Consider the following 15,953-nt stretch of genomic DNA (forward strand, 5'->3'; position numbering starts at 1 on the left):
TAAGAACGAATAACGGATAAATATCCAAATTGATATGAAAAAGTTTCAACGTGTTACGACCTATCTGCCGTTTTTATTTTTAACCATAACACTTCTTTCTTGTCAAGACGAGTTTGAAGAAGTTACACTTAGCGAGGAAACCACTGCCATCACCTTAAGTTCCGTTACGGCCACCTTAATGAAAAATACGGCCACCAAAGACGGTTCTTTTGATAATATTGTTGATGGCGCCAGTTGTATCGATATAAAATTCCCCTATACGGTAACTGTAAACGGCTTGGATGTTATTATAGATAGTTTGGAGGATTTACAAGTGATCGAGCAGGTTTTTGATGCTGCCCAAGACGATGAGAATATTTTGGAAATCATTTTTCCCATTACCATAACCCAGGCCGATTTTACGGAAATAGCGTTAAACGGCTTGGAAGAGTTTAGAAAATTGGCGGCGGAATGTACCGAAGGCGGAGCCGATGAAGATATCGAATGTATTGACTTTATATATCCGATTACCTTGTTCACTTTTGATGTGGACTTAGAACAAACAGGAAGTATTGTAGCGGAAAACGATAAGGATTTAAGACTATTTTTTAGTGGTTTAAAGGAAGGTGACTTGGCTAGTGTGGACTTTCCCATTTCCTTAAAACTGTACGATGGTACCTCTATTGAAGTGAATAGTAATGAAGAACTAACAAGAACACTAGAGGGCGCAAGGGATGCTTGTGACGAGGATGATGATGACGATTACAACGACGATGATTTTGATAAGGAACGTTTAAACAACTATTTAACGGAATGTCCTTGGTTTGTTCGTGAAGTGAAAAGAGATGGCCGGTTGCAAACCGAGCAGTATGTTGGGTATCTGATGAATTTTGCTACCGATGGAACCGTAACGGTCAGAAACGGAGACGATGCGGACTTAAACGGGTCATGGGGAACTAGCGTTTCGGATAAAGGGATTTTGGTACAACTTAACTTTGATACCTTGGTTGATTTTAATCTAGAGTGGTTGATCTATGACATAGGTGAAGGAAAAATTAAACTGTACGAAAGTCCGGAAAACCGAATCATAATGCATAGCGCTTGTGATATTTATTCCAATAGTCCGGATAACCTTAGGGCATTGTTAATAGAATGTAGCTGGATTATAAAACGGGTAAAGAACAATGGCAGTCAGATCAACAGGTTGCTTGGGTACGAATTTCAATTCAAGCCAGATGGCGTGGTAACTTTGAGCAATAGGGAAACAGTTTCCGAAGGGGCCTGGGAGATAACCACCAACCAAGAAGGGCGTTTGGTCATGGCCATTGTAATGGGAGAGGAGCCTAGTGTTAGTTTCGAGTGGTTGCTCAGTGATCTTGAAGATAGGCGGTTGCAATTTAACATAGAGGGTACGCGATACGAGATAATACTTGTAAGGGATTGTGAAGCCCAGGATGAGGAGGACAAGGACGTAGGTTTTTTGACCACTATTTTCAACGAAACCGAATGGAAAATTGCCTATGCAGAGGAAAATGGTGACGATACCACCCAGATGTACGACGATGTTGCTTTATATATGGATAGGAATGGCAGCTTGGAGGTGAGAAGTTTAAACGGGGAAGTATACAGTACCGGAATCTGGTTTGCCTACAGAAACGCTGAGTTTAAGCTAGAACTTATAATTGCCTTTTCTCCGGGTAGTAATTACTTGCCCTTGGCCAATGACTATGTTCTACTGGATATAGCTGAAAATCGCTTGGAACTCAAACATCAAAACGATGGTGGAGGCTACGATAAACTAATATTAGAACGATGATAAACATCCAAATATACACCGCCAACAGTAAAGAGTTGGGCCTCGTTGGCGGTGGTGATGGAGTTTTAAAACTAAAAATTGCTATGAAATTGTAATACCTTTTTTGCCCCACAACCGTAGAAAGAGCGCTCATGTTTTATGGGTGCTCTTTTGTTTTTTAGATTTTGAGCTTCATTTTACCTACTTACCGTTGATATTGTTAAATTTGCATTCCCTTCAAAATTGCAAAATATATGTTTGATAATTTAAGCGAAAAGTTAGATAAAGCCCTTCATGTCCTAAAAGGACACGGGCAAATCACGGAAATCAATGTAGCGGAGACCACGAAGGAGGTTCGTAGGGCACTATTAGATGCCGATGTCAACTTTAAGATTGCCAAGGAGTTTACCAATAGGGTAAAGGAAAAGGCATTGGGCCAGGATGTACTAACGACGTTACAGCCAGGTCAGTTAATGGTCAAGATCGTTAAGGACGAGCTTACCCAGCTTATGGGTGGGGAATCCGAGGGAATAAATCTATCCGGCAATCCTTCGGTCATTTTAATGTCGGGACTTCAGGGTTCCGGTAAGACCACGTTTTCGGGTAAACTGGCAAATTTCTTAAAATCCAAAAAATCAAAGAATCCTTTGTTGGTCGCCTGTGATGTATACCGCCCTGCGGCAATTGATCAATTACATGTAGTGGGCGAACAAATCGGTGTGCCCGTGTATTCCGATAGGGAAAATACAGATCCGGTCGCGATTGCAAAAGCAGGTATTGCCAAGGCGAAATCGGATGGTCATAATGTGGTGATCATAGATACCGCCGGTCGTTTGGCCGTAGACGAAAGGATGATGACGGAAATATCCGATATTCATAAGGCTATAGACCCACAGGAAACCCTGTTCGTTGTAGATGCCATGACGGGACAAGATGCGGTAAACACCGCAAAAGCGTTTAACGATATTCTGAATTTTGATGGAGTTATATTAACCAAATTGGATGGTGATACCCGTGGTGGCGCCGCTATTTCCATAAAATCGGTTGTAGATAAGCCTATAAAGTTCATTGGTACGGGCGAAAAGATGGAGGCCATAGATATCTTCTATCCATCCCGTATGGCAGACCGTATTCTGGGCATGGGAGATGTAATTTCCTTGGTAGAGCGTGCCCAAGAGCAGTTCGATGAAGAGGAAGCCCGTAAAATTCAAAAGAAGATCGCCAAGAACAAATTCGGTTTTGACGATTTCCTGAGCCAGATACAGCAGATCAAAAAAATGGGGAACATGAAGGACCTTATGGGTATGATTCCCGGTGCCGGAAAGGCATTAAAAGGTTTGGATATAGATGATGATGCCTTTAAGCATATAGAGGCTATTATTTACAGCATGACGCCGGACGAGCGTTCCAATCCCTCAAAATTGAACGCCAATAGGAAAAAGCGTATCGCCAAAGGCAGTGGAAGGGATGTAAAGGATGTAAACCAATTGCTGAAACAGTTCGACCAGATGAGTAAAATGATGAAGATGATGCAAGGAGGTGGCGGTAAAAAAATGATGCAGATGATGCAGAATATGAAGTAGGTGCGGGTTCCAAGTTTAAGGTTCAATGTTTTTCTCCTGAAAGAAGGAAGGGAAGTTCAAGGTTCGTATTGAGAATATAGTAAAATGGCCAAAATCGAAAAATTTGAGGACATGGAAATATGGCAATTAGCTCGCAAAATCTGTGTCAATGTCTATCATATTATCGAGACTACGGAGTTGAACGGTAATTATGCATTAAGAAATCAAATGGATAGATCTTCTGGCTCAATAATGGATAATATTGCTGAGGGTTTTGAGAGAAGTGGCAATAAGGAATTTAGACAGTTTTTAAGTATCTCTAAAGGATCTTGCGGTGAATTGAGGTCTCAATTTTATAGGGCACTCGACAGAGGCTATATTGATAAGTCCACATTTAATGCTCAAATTAAAATCTTGCAATTAGAAAGTAAAAAAATAAGTTCATTCATGCACTATCTTAAAAAATCAGAATATAAGGGGTCAAAGTTTGATTAATGTCCGTTAAAGTCCTTATGCGGAAAAGCATAAAAAGAGGGGGGAGGTTACCAAATTAAATGGATGAATTAATGAAAAGGGCATGCTATATTTTTTATGGTAAACAAGCGTCATTTTTTATAGGAGTCCGTCCCATTTTTCTGTTTTTATTGAACATTGAACCTTTGAACTTTAAACCTTGAACATTAAACTTTAAACCTTGAACATGGAATTGTTAGACGGAAAAAAAGTATCCAATCAAATAAAGGAAGAAATTGCCGCCGAGGTGGCCAAGATGAAGGCGAACGGGGAGAAGGTACCGCATTTGGCAGCGGTTATCGTTGGGAACGATGGTGCTAGTTTAACTTATGTGGGCAGCAAGGTCCGATCTTGTGAACGCGTAGGGTTCGAATCTACCCTGGTTCAAATGCCAAGCACCACATCCGAGCAAGAACTGTTAAAAAAAATAAAGGAGCTGAACGAGGACAGCAACATAGATGGCTTTATTGTTCAATTGCCGCTTCCTAAACAAATAGACACCCAAAAAGTGATCATGGCCGTACATCCGGATAAGGATGTAGACGGATTCCATCCTACCAACTTTGGTAAAATGGCCTTGGATATGAGCACATTTATTCCCGCTACTCCCTTCGGTATTTTGGAGTTGTTGGAGCGTTATAAGGTAGATACCAAGGGAAAACATACCGTGGTTATCGGTAGAAGCCATATCGTAGGACGGCCCATGAGTATTTTGATGGGTAGAAAAGGATGGCCCGGAAATTCCACCGTTACCTTGACCCACAGTCACACAAAAAATATAACTCAGATTATTTCCCAAGCGGATATCGTTATTTCCGCACTAGGAGTGCCTAATTTCCTAAAAGCAGAAATGGTCAAGGATGACGCCGTGGTCATCGATGTAGGTATTACCAGGGTTCCAGATGATTCCAAACCTAAAGGGTATTATATTACGGGAGATGTCGACTTTGAAAATGTAAGTAAAAAAGCATCGTTCATTACACCAGTTCCTGGAGGGGTAGGGCCTATGACCATCGCCATGTTGTTAAAGAATACCTTGTTGGCAAGGGAGCGCCATCGTAATCGCGAATAGAAAAACCTCCTAATCCGTCTGCGGCGGAGAACATAATACTCGAACGTACAATAAAAAAGGGGTACGATAGCTGAAAATATTGAAAAAGTCAAAGGTTCCTCCCCTCAGACGAGGGGAGGTGGTTTTTCTACTTTATTGTAGAAAAATCGGAGGGGTTGAAAGCCCAAGCCTCGATTTCAAAAACTGGGTTTAGTACGAATGCACAGCTCTGAAACTGCTCGGGCCATGTATTAATAATGAGGCCAATACATTAGTCATGAACCCTAGGTTGTCAACCAATAAATCCTGAAATCCCCTGATTACTCTGGTAATTCAGTTTCAACCATACCTGTTGCAGTAGAGTCGTTTGGTGTTATGAAGTCAATATCATTGCTATCATCGTAGTCACAACTGCTAAGGGCGATAAAACCCATGGTTAGAAGAAGGGAGAGTATAAGTCTTTTCATTGCGCTATTATTTTGTGATTGAGACTTTTACCATAACGAAAAAAGAGCTGTTTTGGTATTTGATTCTATTTGGCAATAGTGTATCTTTTTGGAAATATTACCAACCATGAAAAAAATCCTCTTATTGTTCCTCTTTGTAGGGCTATTGCAATCCTGTAAAGAAAGATTGAAGTCCGCTAGCTCCGTCAATGTTTCTTTTTCTGTAGATGCTAGCAATGTGCCCAAAGATGGCCGGCTCCTACTGATGCTCTCCAACAATGATGAAAAAGAGCCCCGTTTTCAGATTAATGACGGACTAAACGGTCAATTGGTTTTTGGAATGAATGTAGATGCAATGGCACCCGGGGCCGCTATTACCTTTGACGATTCCGTGTTTGGCTATCCCTTTGCCAGTCTGGCAGAAGTACCGCCCGGCGAATATAATGTACAGGCCCTTTTACATGTATACGAGACCTTTAACCTGTCTACCGGCCACACTGTAAAATTGCCTATGGATAATGGCGAAGGACAACAATGGCAGCGGTCTCCCGGAAATTTGTACAGCAAACCATTTAAGATTAGGGTGGCGGATAATGGTATCGCCAATGTTGAGGTTGTTATGGATCAAATAATTCCGTCTATTGAAGAACCTGAGGATACGGAATGGGTCAAACACATCAAGATAAAATCGGAAAAACTATCCGAATTTTGGGGAAGGGATATGTATTTAGGAGCACATGTGCTATTGCCTAAAGGATTTGACGAACATCCGGTAGCGAAATACCCGTTAATGGTCTTTCACGGACATTTCCCAAGTGATTTTGGTGGGTTTAGAACAACGCCTCCAGATTCAAATATGGAGCCAGAATATTCCGAACGTTTCAATTTGGAAGGGTATAATATCATTCAGCAGCAAGAGGCGTATGACTTTTATCAACGGTGGAACGAACCCGATTTTCCGAGGATGATCATTATTCAAATACAGCACCCAACCCCGTATTATGATGATTCGTATGCGGTAAATTCCGCGAATCAAGGGCCCTATGGCGATGCAATCACCTACGAACTTATTCCACATATAGAAAAAGAGTTCAGAGGCCTTGGAGAAGGGTGGGCGAGATTTTTGTACGGCGGCTCTACCGGGGGTTGGGAAGCCTTGGCGGTACAGGTAAAATATCCGGAGGAATACAATGGCTGTTTTGCGGCTTGTCCCGATCCTATAGACTTTAGGGCTTACACACTTACCAATATTTATGAAGATGCCAATGCTTATTATTACGATAGTGCGCACAAGAAATTAGAAGTACCTGCACACCGGGATTATTTGGGAAACATAAGTTCTACCCTGCGCCAAGGCAATCATTTGGAATTGGTTTTGGGAGATAAGTCGCGTTCTGGTCAGCAATGGGATATTTGGGAGGCTACCTACTCACCGCAAGGTGAAGATGGCTATCCGGTTCGGATTTGGGACAAGATGACCGGGGACATAGACCATTCCGTGGCCGAGTATTGGAAGGAAAACTTCGATCTGCGTCATATTTTGGAACGGGATTGGGAGAAATTAGGGAAGAGCCTAGAAGGTAAAATACATATCTATTGCGGTGATATGGACAATTTTTATTTGAACAACGCCGTGTACTTAATGGAGGACTTTTTGGAAAATACGACCGAGCCCTATTATGGAGGCGAGGTTTTATATGGTGATAGGGCCGAACATTGTTGGAACGGCGACCCGGAACTTCCTAATGCGATATCCCGACTTAGGTATAACAGCATGTATGTACCCAAGATTATGAAACGCATCTCGGAAAGTGCACCAAAGGGAGCGGATTTAACCAGTTGGAGGTACAAATAGGAGCGTATGAACAACAGGAATAAGGTTGCTTGGTTTGTTTTTGTCGCTTTGGCCATTGCCATTGGCCTGTATCCTTTGCTGTATCTTTTTGTGGACCGCGAATTTGGCCTTTTGGCGTCAAAGGATGAATCCCTACTGTCCAACGTATTCTGGAATATAGGTTTTTACGGTCATATTATTTTTGGGGGTATCGCTTTGCTCGTTGGTTGGGTACAGTTTAGTAGGAAATTGAGAACCCGTTATTTGGATGCACATCGGCTTGTGGGTAAAATTTATGTGTTGTCTGTAATCGTAAGTGGCATTTGTGGTGTCTATATTGGATTCTACGCTACCGGGGGTTTTGTTTCGTCCGTTGGTTTTATTGCTTTGGGCATATTCTGGTTGTTCACTACCATTATGGCCTACCAAGCGGTTCGAAAAGGTGATATTGAGTTGCATCAAGGGTATATGGTCTATAGCTATGCCCTGTGTTTTGCAGCGGTAACATTGCGTATATGGTTGCCCTTATTAAGTATAGCGTTCGGTGATTTTGTTTCCGCTTACCGGGTGGTAGCTTGGTTGTGCTGGGTACCAAACGTGATTTTCGCCTATTTTTGGGTTCGCAAAAAAGGTTTGCAATTGGGTTGAAGTTTAAAAGGAAGAATTAATACGTAATATCGTAAAATGAAATACAGAAGATTTGGACGTACGAATTGGCAGGTAAGTGAAATAGGATATGGCATGTGGGGCATGGCCGGTTGGACCGCCAGTGATGATGTCCAATCCGCGAAATCCCTAGATTTGGCCGTGGAAAATGGTGTCAACTTTTTTGATACCGCCTGGGGTTATGGCGAAGGCCATAGTGAAGAATTATTGGGCGAATTGGTTCGAAGACATCCGTCAAAGAAACTCTACACGGCCAGTAAAATTCCGCCCAAAAATTTTCAGTGGCCTGCAAAATCGGAGTATGCCTTTGAAGATTCCTATCCAACGGAACACATTATGGAATTTACCCATAAGACTTTAAAAAATTTAGGCGCCGAACAACTAGACCTCATGCAGTTTCATACTTGGGACGATGGCTGGAGCGACAGGGAGGAGTGGCAACGCGCCGTTGAAGACCTAAAGACCTCCGGTAAAATTGCCGCCATGGGCATAAGTATGAACCGATGGGAGCCCGAAAACGGTATCAAAGCCCTAAAAACGGGAGTATTGGATGCCGTACAGGTCATCTATAACATCTTTGACCAAGCGCCCATTGATAAGCTTTTCCCCTTATGTGCAGAAATGGATATCGCCACTATAGCCAGAGTACCTTTTGATGAAGGAACCTTGACAGGGACGATAACCAAAGAAACTACCTTTCCCGAAGGAGATTGGAGAGGCACGTATTTTGTGCCGGAAAACTTGATTTCCTCCGTAGAACATGCAGACGCTTTACGACCACTGATTCCAGAGGGGATGACCATGGCAGAAATGGCCTTGCGATTTATTTTGATGAACGATAATGTGAGTACGACCATACCGGGTATGCGAAAGCAACGTAATGTACTGGCCAATACCGCAACAAGCGATGGTAACCATTTGTCAATGGAGTTGTACGAGGAGCTGTTAAAGCACCGCTGGGATAGGGTGCCAACTTCATGGTCGCAGTAATTGGTCATTGCGAACGCAGCATGGCAATCCGATGAATCCTTGTTGATGAGTTTGGTCATTACGACTGCGGCTTTCACATCTGACGCATCCCTGCGCTACAGCGTTTTGGTATAAAGATTGCTAGATCGCCTTATGAACCTTATAGGGAAGTTGCTACTTCGCAAACAACTGTCCCATGTCCCTAAAAGCCTTAAATTCGAGCGCATTTCCAGCAGGGTCCAAAAAGAACATCGTAGCCTGCTCTCCAACCTCACCCTTAAAGCGAACGTAGGGTTCAATAACGAATTGGACGCCCTTATCCCGAAGTTCTGCCGAGAAATTTTCGAAGGTGTCCCAAGGGAGGACAACGCCGTAATGGGGCACGGGAACATCCTTCCCGTCTACGGGATTGCTATGAAGGTTTGTTTCTTCGGCTTTTGGTTTGTAATGAATCACCAACTGATGGCCGAACAAGTTAAAATCGACCCAATGGTCGCTGCTACGGCCTTCCTCGCAGTTTAAGATTTCCCGGTAAAAGGTTCTACATTCCGCAAGGTTGTGAACGGGTATGGCAATATGAAACGGAGTTACGGTAGACATTGTTTTTTCTTTTTTATAAAATTACATCATTTTAAGATGCTAAAAAAGCAACGATCTGATCGTTTACCTCATCTTGGTGCATGGAGTGCCCCAGTCCCTCTGTGGTAATAAAAGTACTGCCCTGCCAAGCGGCATGCACTTGTTCAGAGGAATGATAGGGCGTAATGGTGTCCAAACGGTCATGGAACAGCAGGCCTTTTTTAGTGTTGGTCCGTACAAATCTCGGGGAGGAAAAATCCTTTTCTGTAAAACCAAAGCGATTTAAAATATAACTTCTTAGGGCACGGGAAACCCGGTTGTTGAAACTAAGTAATTCCTTAAAATGGGTGATGATTTCATGATATTCGGACGGTGAACCAACGGTTACCATCTTTTGTAATGTTGGTGAGGGATTAAGGTACTCATTGTATAAGGCCGTCATACCGCCCACGGAGTGGCCTACAACATGTTTGGGCCCGTAGGTGGTTAGTACCGCTTGCAGCGTTTGTGCATATTCGGGAACGTTCATGTGTGTTCCGGTAGAATAGCCATGGGCGGGCGCATCAAAAGCGATGACGTTAAAGTCTAGCGCTTGGAGTTTGTCTATAAGTTTATGCCAACGCCAAGCATTGCTTTCCCAGCCATGTGCCAAGACTACCGTTTCTTTGCTGCCTTGCCAACGGTAGGTCTGTATGGTGTTTCCCGCAACCTTTAGCTGTTTGTCCTTTGCCGCATCCAAGTAGTCTTTTTGATGGGGCAACACCCTTCCTTTTCTTACTTTGGAGAAAATAAGGAAGGCCTTTTTGGCCGCTTGCTGCGGTAGGAACAGGGCATATACGTTTAAGTAGAGCCCATAAAGTTTGGGGATGGTTTTGGTAAGTTGTTTTTTCATAGTACGATGGGCGCAAAAATACTGAAAGCTTTTCATTCGTAAGAACCGAATTAAAAATCCCTTGGTATTTGTGAATTTAAGGCTTGTATATAGCCGTGGCAATGACCCTACAGTGCAATTTTCACTTTTTTTTAGAGGTCATTTGAAGGCTAAGGTGTACTGGCTTTTTCTTGAGTTTTGAGCAGCATAGCTACAGTGAACTAGAAAAAAGATGTGTAAAGATCGTATTCTTTTTCAGCTTGGAGCGGCAGTAGTATTTCTAATGTACATATTCCCTTAAACTTCCCTATGCGCCTTTTCCAAACTAAAGGCGGGCGTACATACGGAAACATACTCACAAGGTTCCCCGAACGGATTAGAATAGTGTACGGTTGTGCTCCTACAGATTTTAATGGATTCGCCAGCATTTAGAATAATGGTATCGCCATCTACAACCACCTTTTTCCTTCCTTTGACCACCAAGGTGTACTCGTCAAATTCTGGAGTTTGGGCGGGTTCGCTCCATCCTGGTGGTGCCACCATGTGTGCAATGCTAAGCTTGTCGTTGCCATCCGTTGCCTTGCCCACATGTTCGGCAATATATTTGTCGTCATCGGTTGGAACGATAAAAGGGGATTTTTGTAGGTAGTAGTTTCTGCTCATGGTTTAGAAGCGTTAAAATAATACATGATAGTGTGCCTATGGGTCAATATTTCGCAGTAAAAACTAATTTTCCGCCACTTGTTAAATATGGATTTAACTCCGTATGGCTTTCACACGGAAAAGAATACTTTGTCTCGTTAAGCTGTATTCATAATATCTGAAATGTGTTCCCCTCCGCCTAAAGATGCGCTTAGCCCTGTTTGCACCAGACTAAATAAGCTAACATCCAACATCCAACATCAATCCCAGCCCACCATCATGTACTTGATTTTAGCGGCATCGGGGATTTGTACCTCTTCTACGCTGGTATTGGCACTATACCGAAGGCTGGCAGGTAGCTCCTCCTTATCTATGGTAAAGTAAATGTCACTGTCCTTAAGAAGCACAACGACGTTGTTTATTGATGTAATTATTTTTCGGATCTTGAATTTTTCTTTGATGTCTTTAAATGTGCTATTGATGGTGATTCCGTTAGATGTGGCAAAACGTGAATCGTTTATTAGTACGTTTTGAACCGTTGGAATACTATCAGAGTTGGGCGTAAGGGTTAATAAGTGGGAGCCACCTTTATCATATACCTTTATTTTACTTGCTCCGGCACCAAAGTTCAGTTTTACGGTATCCATGACCAAGGAGTCATTGGCATAAATAAGTTCAAGGTCCCGGGCTAAGCTTTCCTTTTCAAGTTTTCCGATACTGTTGGAGGTTATTAAAAAATTAGGGTCTTTTTCTTCTTGGCATTGTGTGGCAATTAGGGCAGAAAAAACAAGGATGATTGTTTTGATCGATTTCATTAAGCGTATTCTATGTTTTGGTTTATTACTTAGCGCATAACTTTTTTAAGTACCCCTAATACTCCTCTAATAAACGTGGCGCTGGTAAGTACTTTTATAACGGGATTCATTCGCGTACTGGTACGGGAGCTTGTTCTTCGTTTGGCAGGTCTGGCTTTCTCCTTTTCGGCCAAGGCTTCCGCTTTTTCAATTTTTTCGTTTAAGATTTCGTAGGCACTTTCACGGTCAATGACCTCCCCGTATTTTTTTACGAGCACCGATTTTCCGATGACCTCGTTGAGTTCTTTTTCGGTTAGAACGTCCATGCGGCTCATAGGTGCTCGTAATAGCGTTGCCGCAAGTGGTGTGGGTCTCCCTTTTTCGTCCAAGGCAGAAATTAGCGCCTCTCCTATACCCAAAGAGGTAAGCACTTCTTTGGTATTGTAAAATTCCGAAATAGGGTAGTTTTCCGCGGTTAGTTTAATGGCCTTTCTATCCCTAGCGGTAAATGCGCGTAATGCGTGTTGTACTTTAAGACCTAATTGGGCCAATACTTCATTGGGCACATCGGTCGGGTTTTGGGTAACAAAGTAGAGCCCTATCCCTTTGGAACGTATCAGTTTTACAATGCTTTCTATTTGATCCAACAAAGCTTTGGACGCCTCTTTGAAAATGAGGTGCGCCTCGTCTATAAATAGAATAAGTTCCGGTCTGTCGCTGTCTCCTTGTTCTGGAAAGCTATCATAGATTTCGGCCAATAGGCTTAGCATAAAGGTCGAAAACAATTTGGGTCGATCTTGGATATCGGTCAATCGCAAGATATTGATGTAGCCTCTACCATTTTCATCTATCCGGGTAAGGTCGTCTACGTCAAAGGACTTTTCTCCAAAGAACAGGTCGGCACCTTGTTGTTCCAGTTCAATTATTTTTCTGAGAATGGTACCGGTAGAACTGGTAGAGATGCGTCCGTAATCCTTGGTGAATTCCGCTTTTCCGGCACCGGTAGCGTACTGCAGCACTTTTTTGAAATCCTTAAGATCCAATAAGGGTAACTTGTTATCGTCACAATATTTAAAGACAACGGCAACGATACCTTCTTGGGTTTCCGTAAGGTCCAAAATACGGGATAGTAGGGTAGGGCCAAACTCGGAAACGGTTGCACGCATTTTTACCCCGTCCTGTTCGGAAAGGGAAAGGATCTCTACCGGAAAGCTTTTCGCTTCAAAAGGAACCCCTATTTTCCCATGGCGTTCATCAATCTTTGGATGACCGGGACTGGGTTGTGCCAAACCGCTTAAATCTCCTTTCAAATCCATCAAGAGTACGGGAATCCCTTTGTCGGAAAGGTTTTCGGCCAAAACTTGTAAGGTCTTTGTCTTTCCTGTTCCGGTAGCTCCGGCAATAAGCCCATGGCGGTTAAGGGTTTTTAGAGGTATTTTTACCAGGGCATCGGTAACGGCTTCCTGATCCAACATGGCGGCGCCCATAGTTATATAATCACCCTTTGTAGTGTATCCTTTTTCAATATGTGCAAAGAAATCCTCTTTGGTAGTCATTTGGTTTATTTTCTATAAAAATAGAAGATTTTGGGCAATGTGCCTTCACATTTTTGTAGGGGTTATTAAATTGTAATTAACAGTAGGTTTTATATGCCTGGGGCTCAATACTGTTTCGTATATAATAGCAATGGGTAGATTTTGAGTTTTAGAAATTGTTATGCGTATCTTTGCCCGATGGAAAAACAAGAGGTACTTGCCCTAGTGGATAAGGGGATAATGCTTCCGCTTATGGAAGATTTTTATACCATACAGGGCGAAGGTTTTCATAAAGGAACGGCTGCTTATTTTATACGTGTTGGCGGATGTGATGTAGGATGCCATTGGTGTGATGTAAAGGAAAGTTGGAATGCCGATACGCATCCGCCAACTAACATTGATAGGATTGTAGAAAATGCGGCAAAGTATTCGGACACTATTGTAGTAACCGGTGGAGAGCCCCTGATGTGGGATATGGAGCCCTTGACATCTGCCTTAAAAGCAAAGCAGCTAAAAACGCACATAGAGACCTCGGGGGCGTATACATTAAGCGGTACTTGGGATTGGATATGTCTTTCCCCAAAAAAGAACAAACTACCCGAAGGTAGAATTTATGAGGAGGCACACGAACTTAAAGTAATCGTCTATAACAAGCACGACTTCATTTTTGCCGAAGAACAGGCCGCACAAACCAATGCGGATTGTATTTTATACCTACAGCCGGAGTGGAGTGTTCGAGATAAGGTAACGCCCATGATCGTGGACTACGTGATGAAAAACCCAAAATGGAAGGTGTCCTTGCAGACTCATAAATATTTGAATATTCCTTAGAAACGGGGTTGCTGTCTTTTGCCAATCGGGAAGACCCTAGCCTTATGGATGTTCCATAGCAAAAGATGAGGTTGGTTACCCTTGGGTATCGTTAGTACACTTTTCGAATACGAATCGCAGGATTCCCTTTGTTATCCACCAAGTATAGGAGCCTTTATTTCTTAAAGCTGTGAGCTTTATCTCTTTATTTCCCTACCTACCCCCGTTGGCTCCAAGGTCCCGAACACATTCTGCTCCCAGGGCAACGGTGTTTCCTTTTCCGCTTTTGGATCGTAACATCCGAACCACTGTAGTGCCAGATAAATTACAGATAGCTTTTGGTCCGTTTTTTACCACTTTGCTCTTTCCTGTGGCTCTGCCCAATTGAAGCTCCGAACGCATGAGGCAACCGGCTATGCTGCAATGGCTGTTGCCCACCAACTCTCCGTCCTCGTTTTCCGATTCCGATTCATGCGGATTTACCATTTCCGTACCCAAATTTACCAATCCGAACAGATGGCCGAATTCGTGGTTCAAAGTGGCCGACTCTACATCGGCAACCGATATTAAGGAACTTTGTGCGGCCAGGCGTATGATAGTATCCTTGTAGATGATCATGGAGGTGTTTCGGTATACGGCGCCTACGGTTACCAGGCCTTCGGACATGTCGTCCCCTTCCGATGGGGCATCGGCAAAATAGATGTAAATGGCCAAAGTCCTACCATCGTTGTAGGCGGTACGGTTCTCTTTTTCCAGATCTGCTATTTTCTGCAATTCCAAATCTTCTTCCTCAGGGGAATCTAGTTCCAGGTACTTGATTTCTATATCTTGTTTAAAGGTGTGTTGCCTTAGGAAATCCGTAAACTGCGAAATAGCTGTTTCGGTAGGTTTAAAACCCCTAACATAACCGATCTCGATCAACATTTTATCAAAATTGGCATTGGAAAGAATATCGTTTGCAGAGTCTCCTGTGGTTTTTAGGTTTGCTGTTCTGTCAACTACTTTAGGCTCGTCCTCTCCGTTGGTATCAGTAGCAGAGCATGCCAGAAGTAGGGTGCAAAAAGCAAAAAGAAGCAAACGTTCGAAATTCTTCATAGTCATTTTTTTAAAACAGAAAGGCACAAAAACTATGCCCTGTATTATCCTTTTAGGCTTAATCTGGCCAAATACTCATAATGGTTCCCTTCAAATAGCAGTTCGCAAGAAAGTCCGTTAAAGTCGGCCGCGCGCTGTAAGGTATTAAAATCCAAATAGAGCCAGCTAAATTCGTTGCTTTTTTGTTTTTTGTATTCCATGGTAAAGCGCACTTCCCCGTAGTAGGGCGTATCTTCAGGAATCCAATAACCGCCATCATCGTCCAGTTCAAACATATACATAATATCGCTTGAGTCTAAGAGAATTTGTCCATTTTGGTTTAAAAGTGATTTTAATCGGTTAAAAACTAGGTCGATATGCTTTAACTGTCCGGCAATACCAATACCGTTCATAAGTAAAAGAAGCGTATCAAAAGTGCCTAAGTCTGCCTCTAAAAGGCTTCCTTCGTGTAAATTTTTGATGCCACGGGCTTTACAGACCGCTATTGCTCCTTTGGATTGGTCCAGACAGGTTACATCAAATCCTTGTTCTTGCAGGTATAAAGCATGGCTACCGGCACCACAACCGATATCGAGAACAGTACCTTTGCAAAGTGCAAGCGCTTTTTTTTCAAGTTCGGGCATTTGAGCGTACGCTCTAAAAAGGTAGGGCAGGGGTAGGGTGTCTTTTTCATCCAAGGACGAATACGTGATGATATCCTCTGCGTAGTTTCCGTTATGGAAATCCAATAAAGCGGTACCCAGTATATCTTTTTCCAAGTTGATGGTTTTATGCTACAAAAATCCCTTTTTTTAGAACGACTTCCCTAGTTT

At 42.8% G+C, this 15,953-nt stretch carries 16 protein-coding genes; 8 read left to right on the forward strand and 8 right to left on the reverse strand.

Going from position 1 to position 15,953, the window contains the following annotated elements; all coding sequences use genetic code 11:
• The first annotated feature begins 34 nt into the window (after positions 1-34).
• The 4 genes from ACFQZJ_RS04580 (at position 35) to ACFQZJ_RS04595 (ending at position 4,921) form a co-directional block, all read left to right on the forward strand.
• Positions 35-1,795, forward strand: coding sequence for a hypothetical protein (locus ACFQZJ_RS04580; RefSeq protein WP_379932633.1), 1,761 nt, complete (start codon positions 35-37; stop codon positions 1,793-1,795).
• Positions 1,796-2,028: 233 nt separating this feature from the next.
• Positions 2,029-3,357: a signal recognition particle protein gene (gene ffh, locus ACFQZJ_RS04585; protein ID WP_379932634.1), complete on the forward strand. Its 1,329-nt coding sequence runs from the start codon at positions 2,029-2,031 to the stop codon at positions 3,355-3,357.
• 84 nt (positions 3,358-3,441) lie between these two features.
• Positions 3,442-3,831: a four helix bundle protein gene (locus tag ACFQZJ_RS04590; RefSeq protein WP_379932635.1), complete on the forward strand. Its 390-nt coding sequence runs from the start codon at positions 3,442-3,444 to the stop codon at positions 3,829-3,831.
• Positions 3,832-4,036: 205 nt separating this feature from the next.
• Complete coding sequence (locus tag ACFQZJ_RS04595) at positions 4,037-4,921, forward strand: bifunctional 5,10-methylenetetrahydrofolate dehydrogenase/5,10-methenyltetrahydrofolate cyclohydrolase (protein ID WP_379932636.1); 885 nt, start codon at positions 4,037-4,039, stop codon at positions 4,919-4,921.
• 299 nt (positions 4,922-5,220) lie between these two features.
• Here the strand turns inward: ACFQZJ_RS04595 and ACFQZJ_RS04600 are convergent, their stop codons facing one another.
• Positions 5,221-5,367: a hypothetical protein gene (locus ACFQZJ_RS04600; RefSeq protein ID WP_379932637.1), complete on the reverse strand. Its 147-nt coding sequence runs from the start codon at positions 5,365-5,367 to the stop codon at positions 5,221-5,223.
• Positions 5,368-5,473: 106 nt separating this feature from the next.
• Here ACFQZJ_RS04600 and ACFQZJ_RS04605 point away from each other — a divergent pair, with 106 nt between their 5' ends.
• The 3 genes from ACFQZJ_RS04605 to ACFQZJ_RS04615 are packed head-to-tail and all read left to right on the forward strand — an operon-like array spanning position 5,474 to position 8,836.
• Positions 5,474-7,201: an alpha/beta hydrolase-fold protein gene (locus ACFQZJ_RS04605; RefSeq protein WP_379932638.1), complete on the forward strand. Its 1,728-nt coding sequence runs from the start codon at positions 5,474-5,476 to the stop codon at positions 7,199-7,201.
• Between the two features lie 6 nt (positions 7,202-7,207).
• Positions 7,208-7,828, forward strand: coding sequence for a DUF2306 domain-containing protein (locus ACFQZJ_RS04610; protein WP_379932639.1), 621 nt, complete (start codon positions 7,208-7,210; stop codon positions 7,826-7,828).
• 36 nt (positions 7,829-7,864) lie between these two features.
• The gene (locus ACFQZJ_RS04615; protein WP_379932640.1) at positions 7,865-8,836 is read left to right on the forward strand and encodes an aldo/keto reductase; all 972 of its coding nucleotides are present in this window, start codon (positions 7,865-7,867) and stop codon (positions 8,834-8,836) included.
• A 153-nt stretch (positions 8,837-8,989) separates the two neighbouring features.
• On the opposite strand, the gene ACFQZJ_RS04620 is transcribed toward ACFQZJ_RS04615, so the two are convergent.
• The 5 genes from ACFQZJ_RS04620 to ACFQZJ_RS04640 form a co-directional block, all read right to left on the reverse strand.
• On the reverse strand, positions 8,990-9,415 hold the full coding sequence (locus ACFQZJ_RS04620) for a VOC family protein (protein WP_379932641.1): 426 nt from the start codon (positions 9,413-9,415) through the stop codon (positions 8,990-8,992).
• A gap of 31 nt (positions 9,416-9,446) precedes the next feature.
• A complete protein-coding gene (locus ACFQZJ_RS04625; RefSeq protein ID WP_379932642.1) occupies positions 9,447-10,286 on the reverse strand; it encodes an alpha/beta fold hydrolase in 840 nt (279 codons plus the stop codon).
• Between the two features lie 276 nt (positions 10,287-10,562).
• Positions 10,563-10,928, reverse strand: a complete 366-nt coding sequence (locus ACFQZJ_RS04630) for a cupin domain-containing protein (RefSeq protein ID WP_379932643.1) — start codon at positions 10,926-10,928, stop codon at positions 10,563-10,565.
• A 239-nt stretch (positions 10,929-11,167) separates the two neighbouring features.
• Positions 11,168-11,722, reverse strand: coding sequence for a hypothetical protein (locus ACFQZJ_RS04635; protein ID WP_379932644.1), 555 nt, complete (start codon positions 11,720-11,722; stop codon positions 11,168-11,170).
• A 29-nt stretch (positions 11,723-11,751) separates the two neighbouring features.
• Positions 11,752-13,257: a helicase HerA-like domain-containing protein gene (locus tag ACFQZJ_RS04640; protein ID WP_379932645.1), complete on the reverse strand. Its 1,506-nt coding sequence runs from the start codon at positions 13,255-13,257 to the stop codon at positions 11,752-11,754.
• 177 nt (positions 13,258-13,434) lie between these two features.
• Between ACFQZJ_RS04640 and ACFQZJ_RS04645 the strand changes: the two genes are divergently transcribed.
• A complete protein-coding gene (locus ACFQZJ_RS04645; RefSeq protein WP_379932646.1) occupies positions 13,435-14,067 on the forward strand; it encodes a 7-carboxy-7-deazaguanine synthase QueE in 633 nt (210 codons plus the stop codon).
• 192 nt (positions 14,068-14,259) lie between these two features.
• Here the strand turns inward: ACFQZJ_RS04645 and ACFQZJ_RS04650 are convergent, their stop codons facing one another.
• Together ACFQZJ_RS04650 and ACFQZJ_RS04655 are read right to left on the reverse strand one after the other, a co-directional pair.
• Positions 14,260-15,141 (reverse strand): hypothetical protein, encoded by an 882-nt coding sequence (locus ACFQZJ_RS04650; protein ID WP_379932647.1) that lies wholly within the window; start codon positions 15,139-15,141, stop codon positions 14,260-14,262.
• Positions 15,142-15,185: 44 nt separating this feature from the next.
• Complete coding sequence (locus ACFQZJ_RS04655) at positions 15,186-15,899, reverse strand: class I SAM-dependent methyltransferase (RefSeq protein WP_379932649.1); 714 nt, start codon at positions 15,897-15,899, stop codon at positions 15,186-15,188.
• Between the last annotated feature and the right edge of the window lie 54 nt (positions 15,900-15,953).

Origin of the sequence: Maribacter chungangensis, assembly GCF_042676845.1 — a bacterium.
Classification (GTDB): Bacteria; Bacteroidota; Bacteroidia; order Flavobacteriales; family Flavobacteriaceae; genus Maribacter; species Maribacter chungangensis.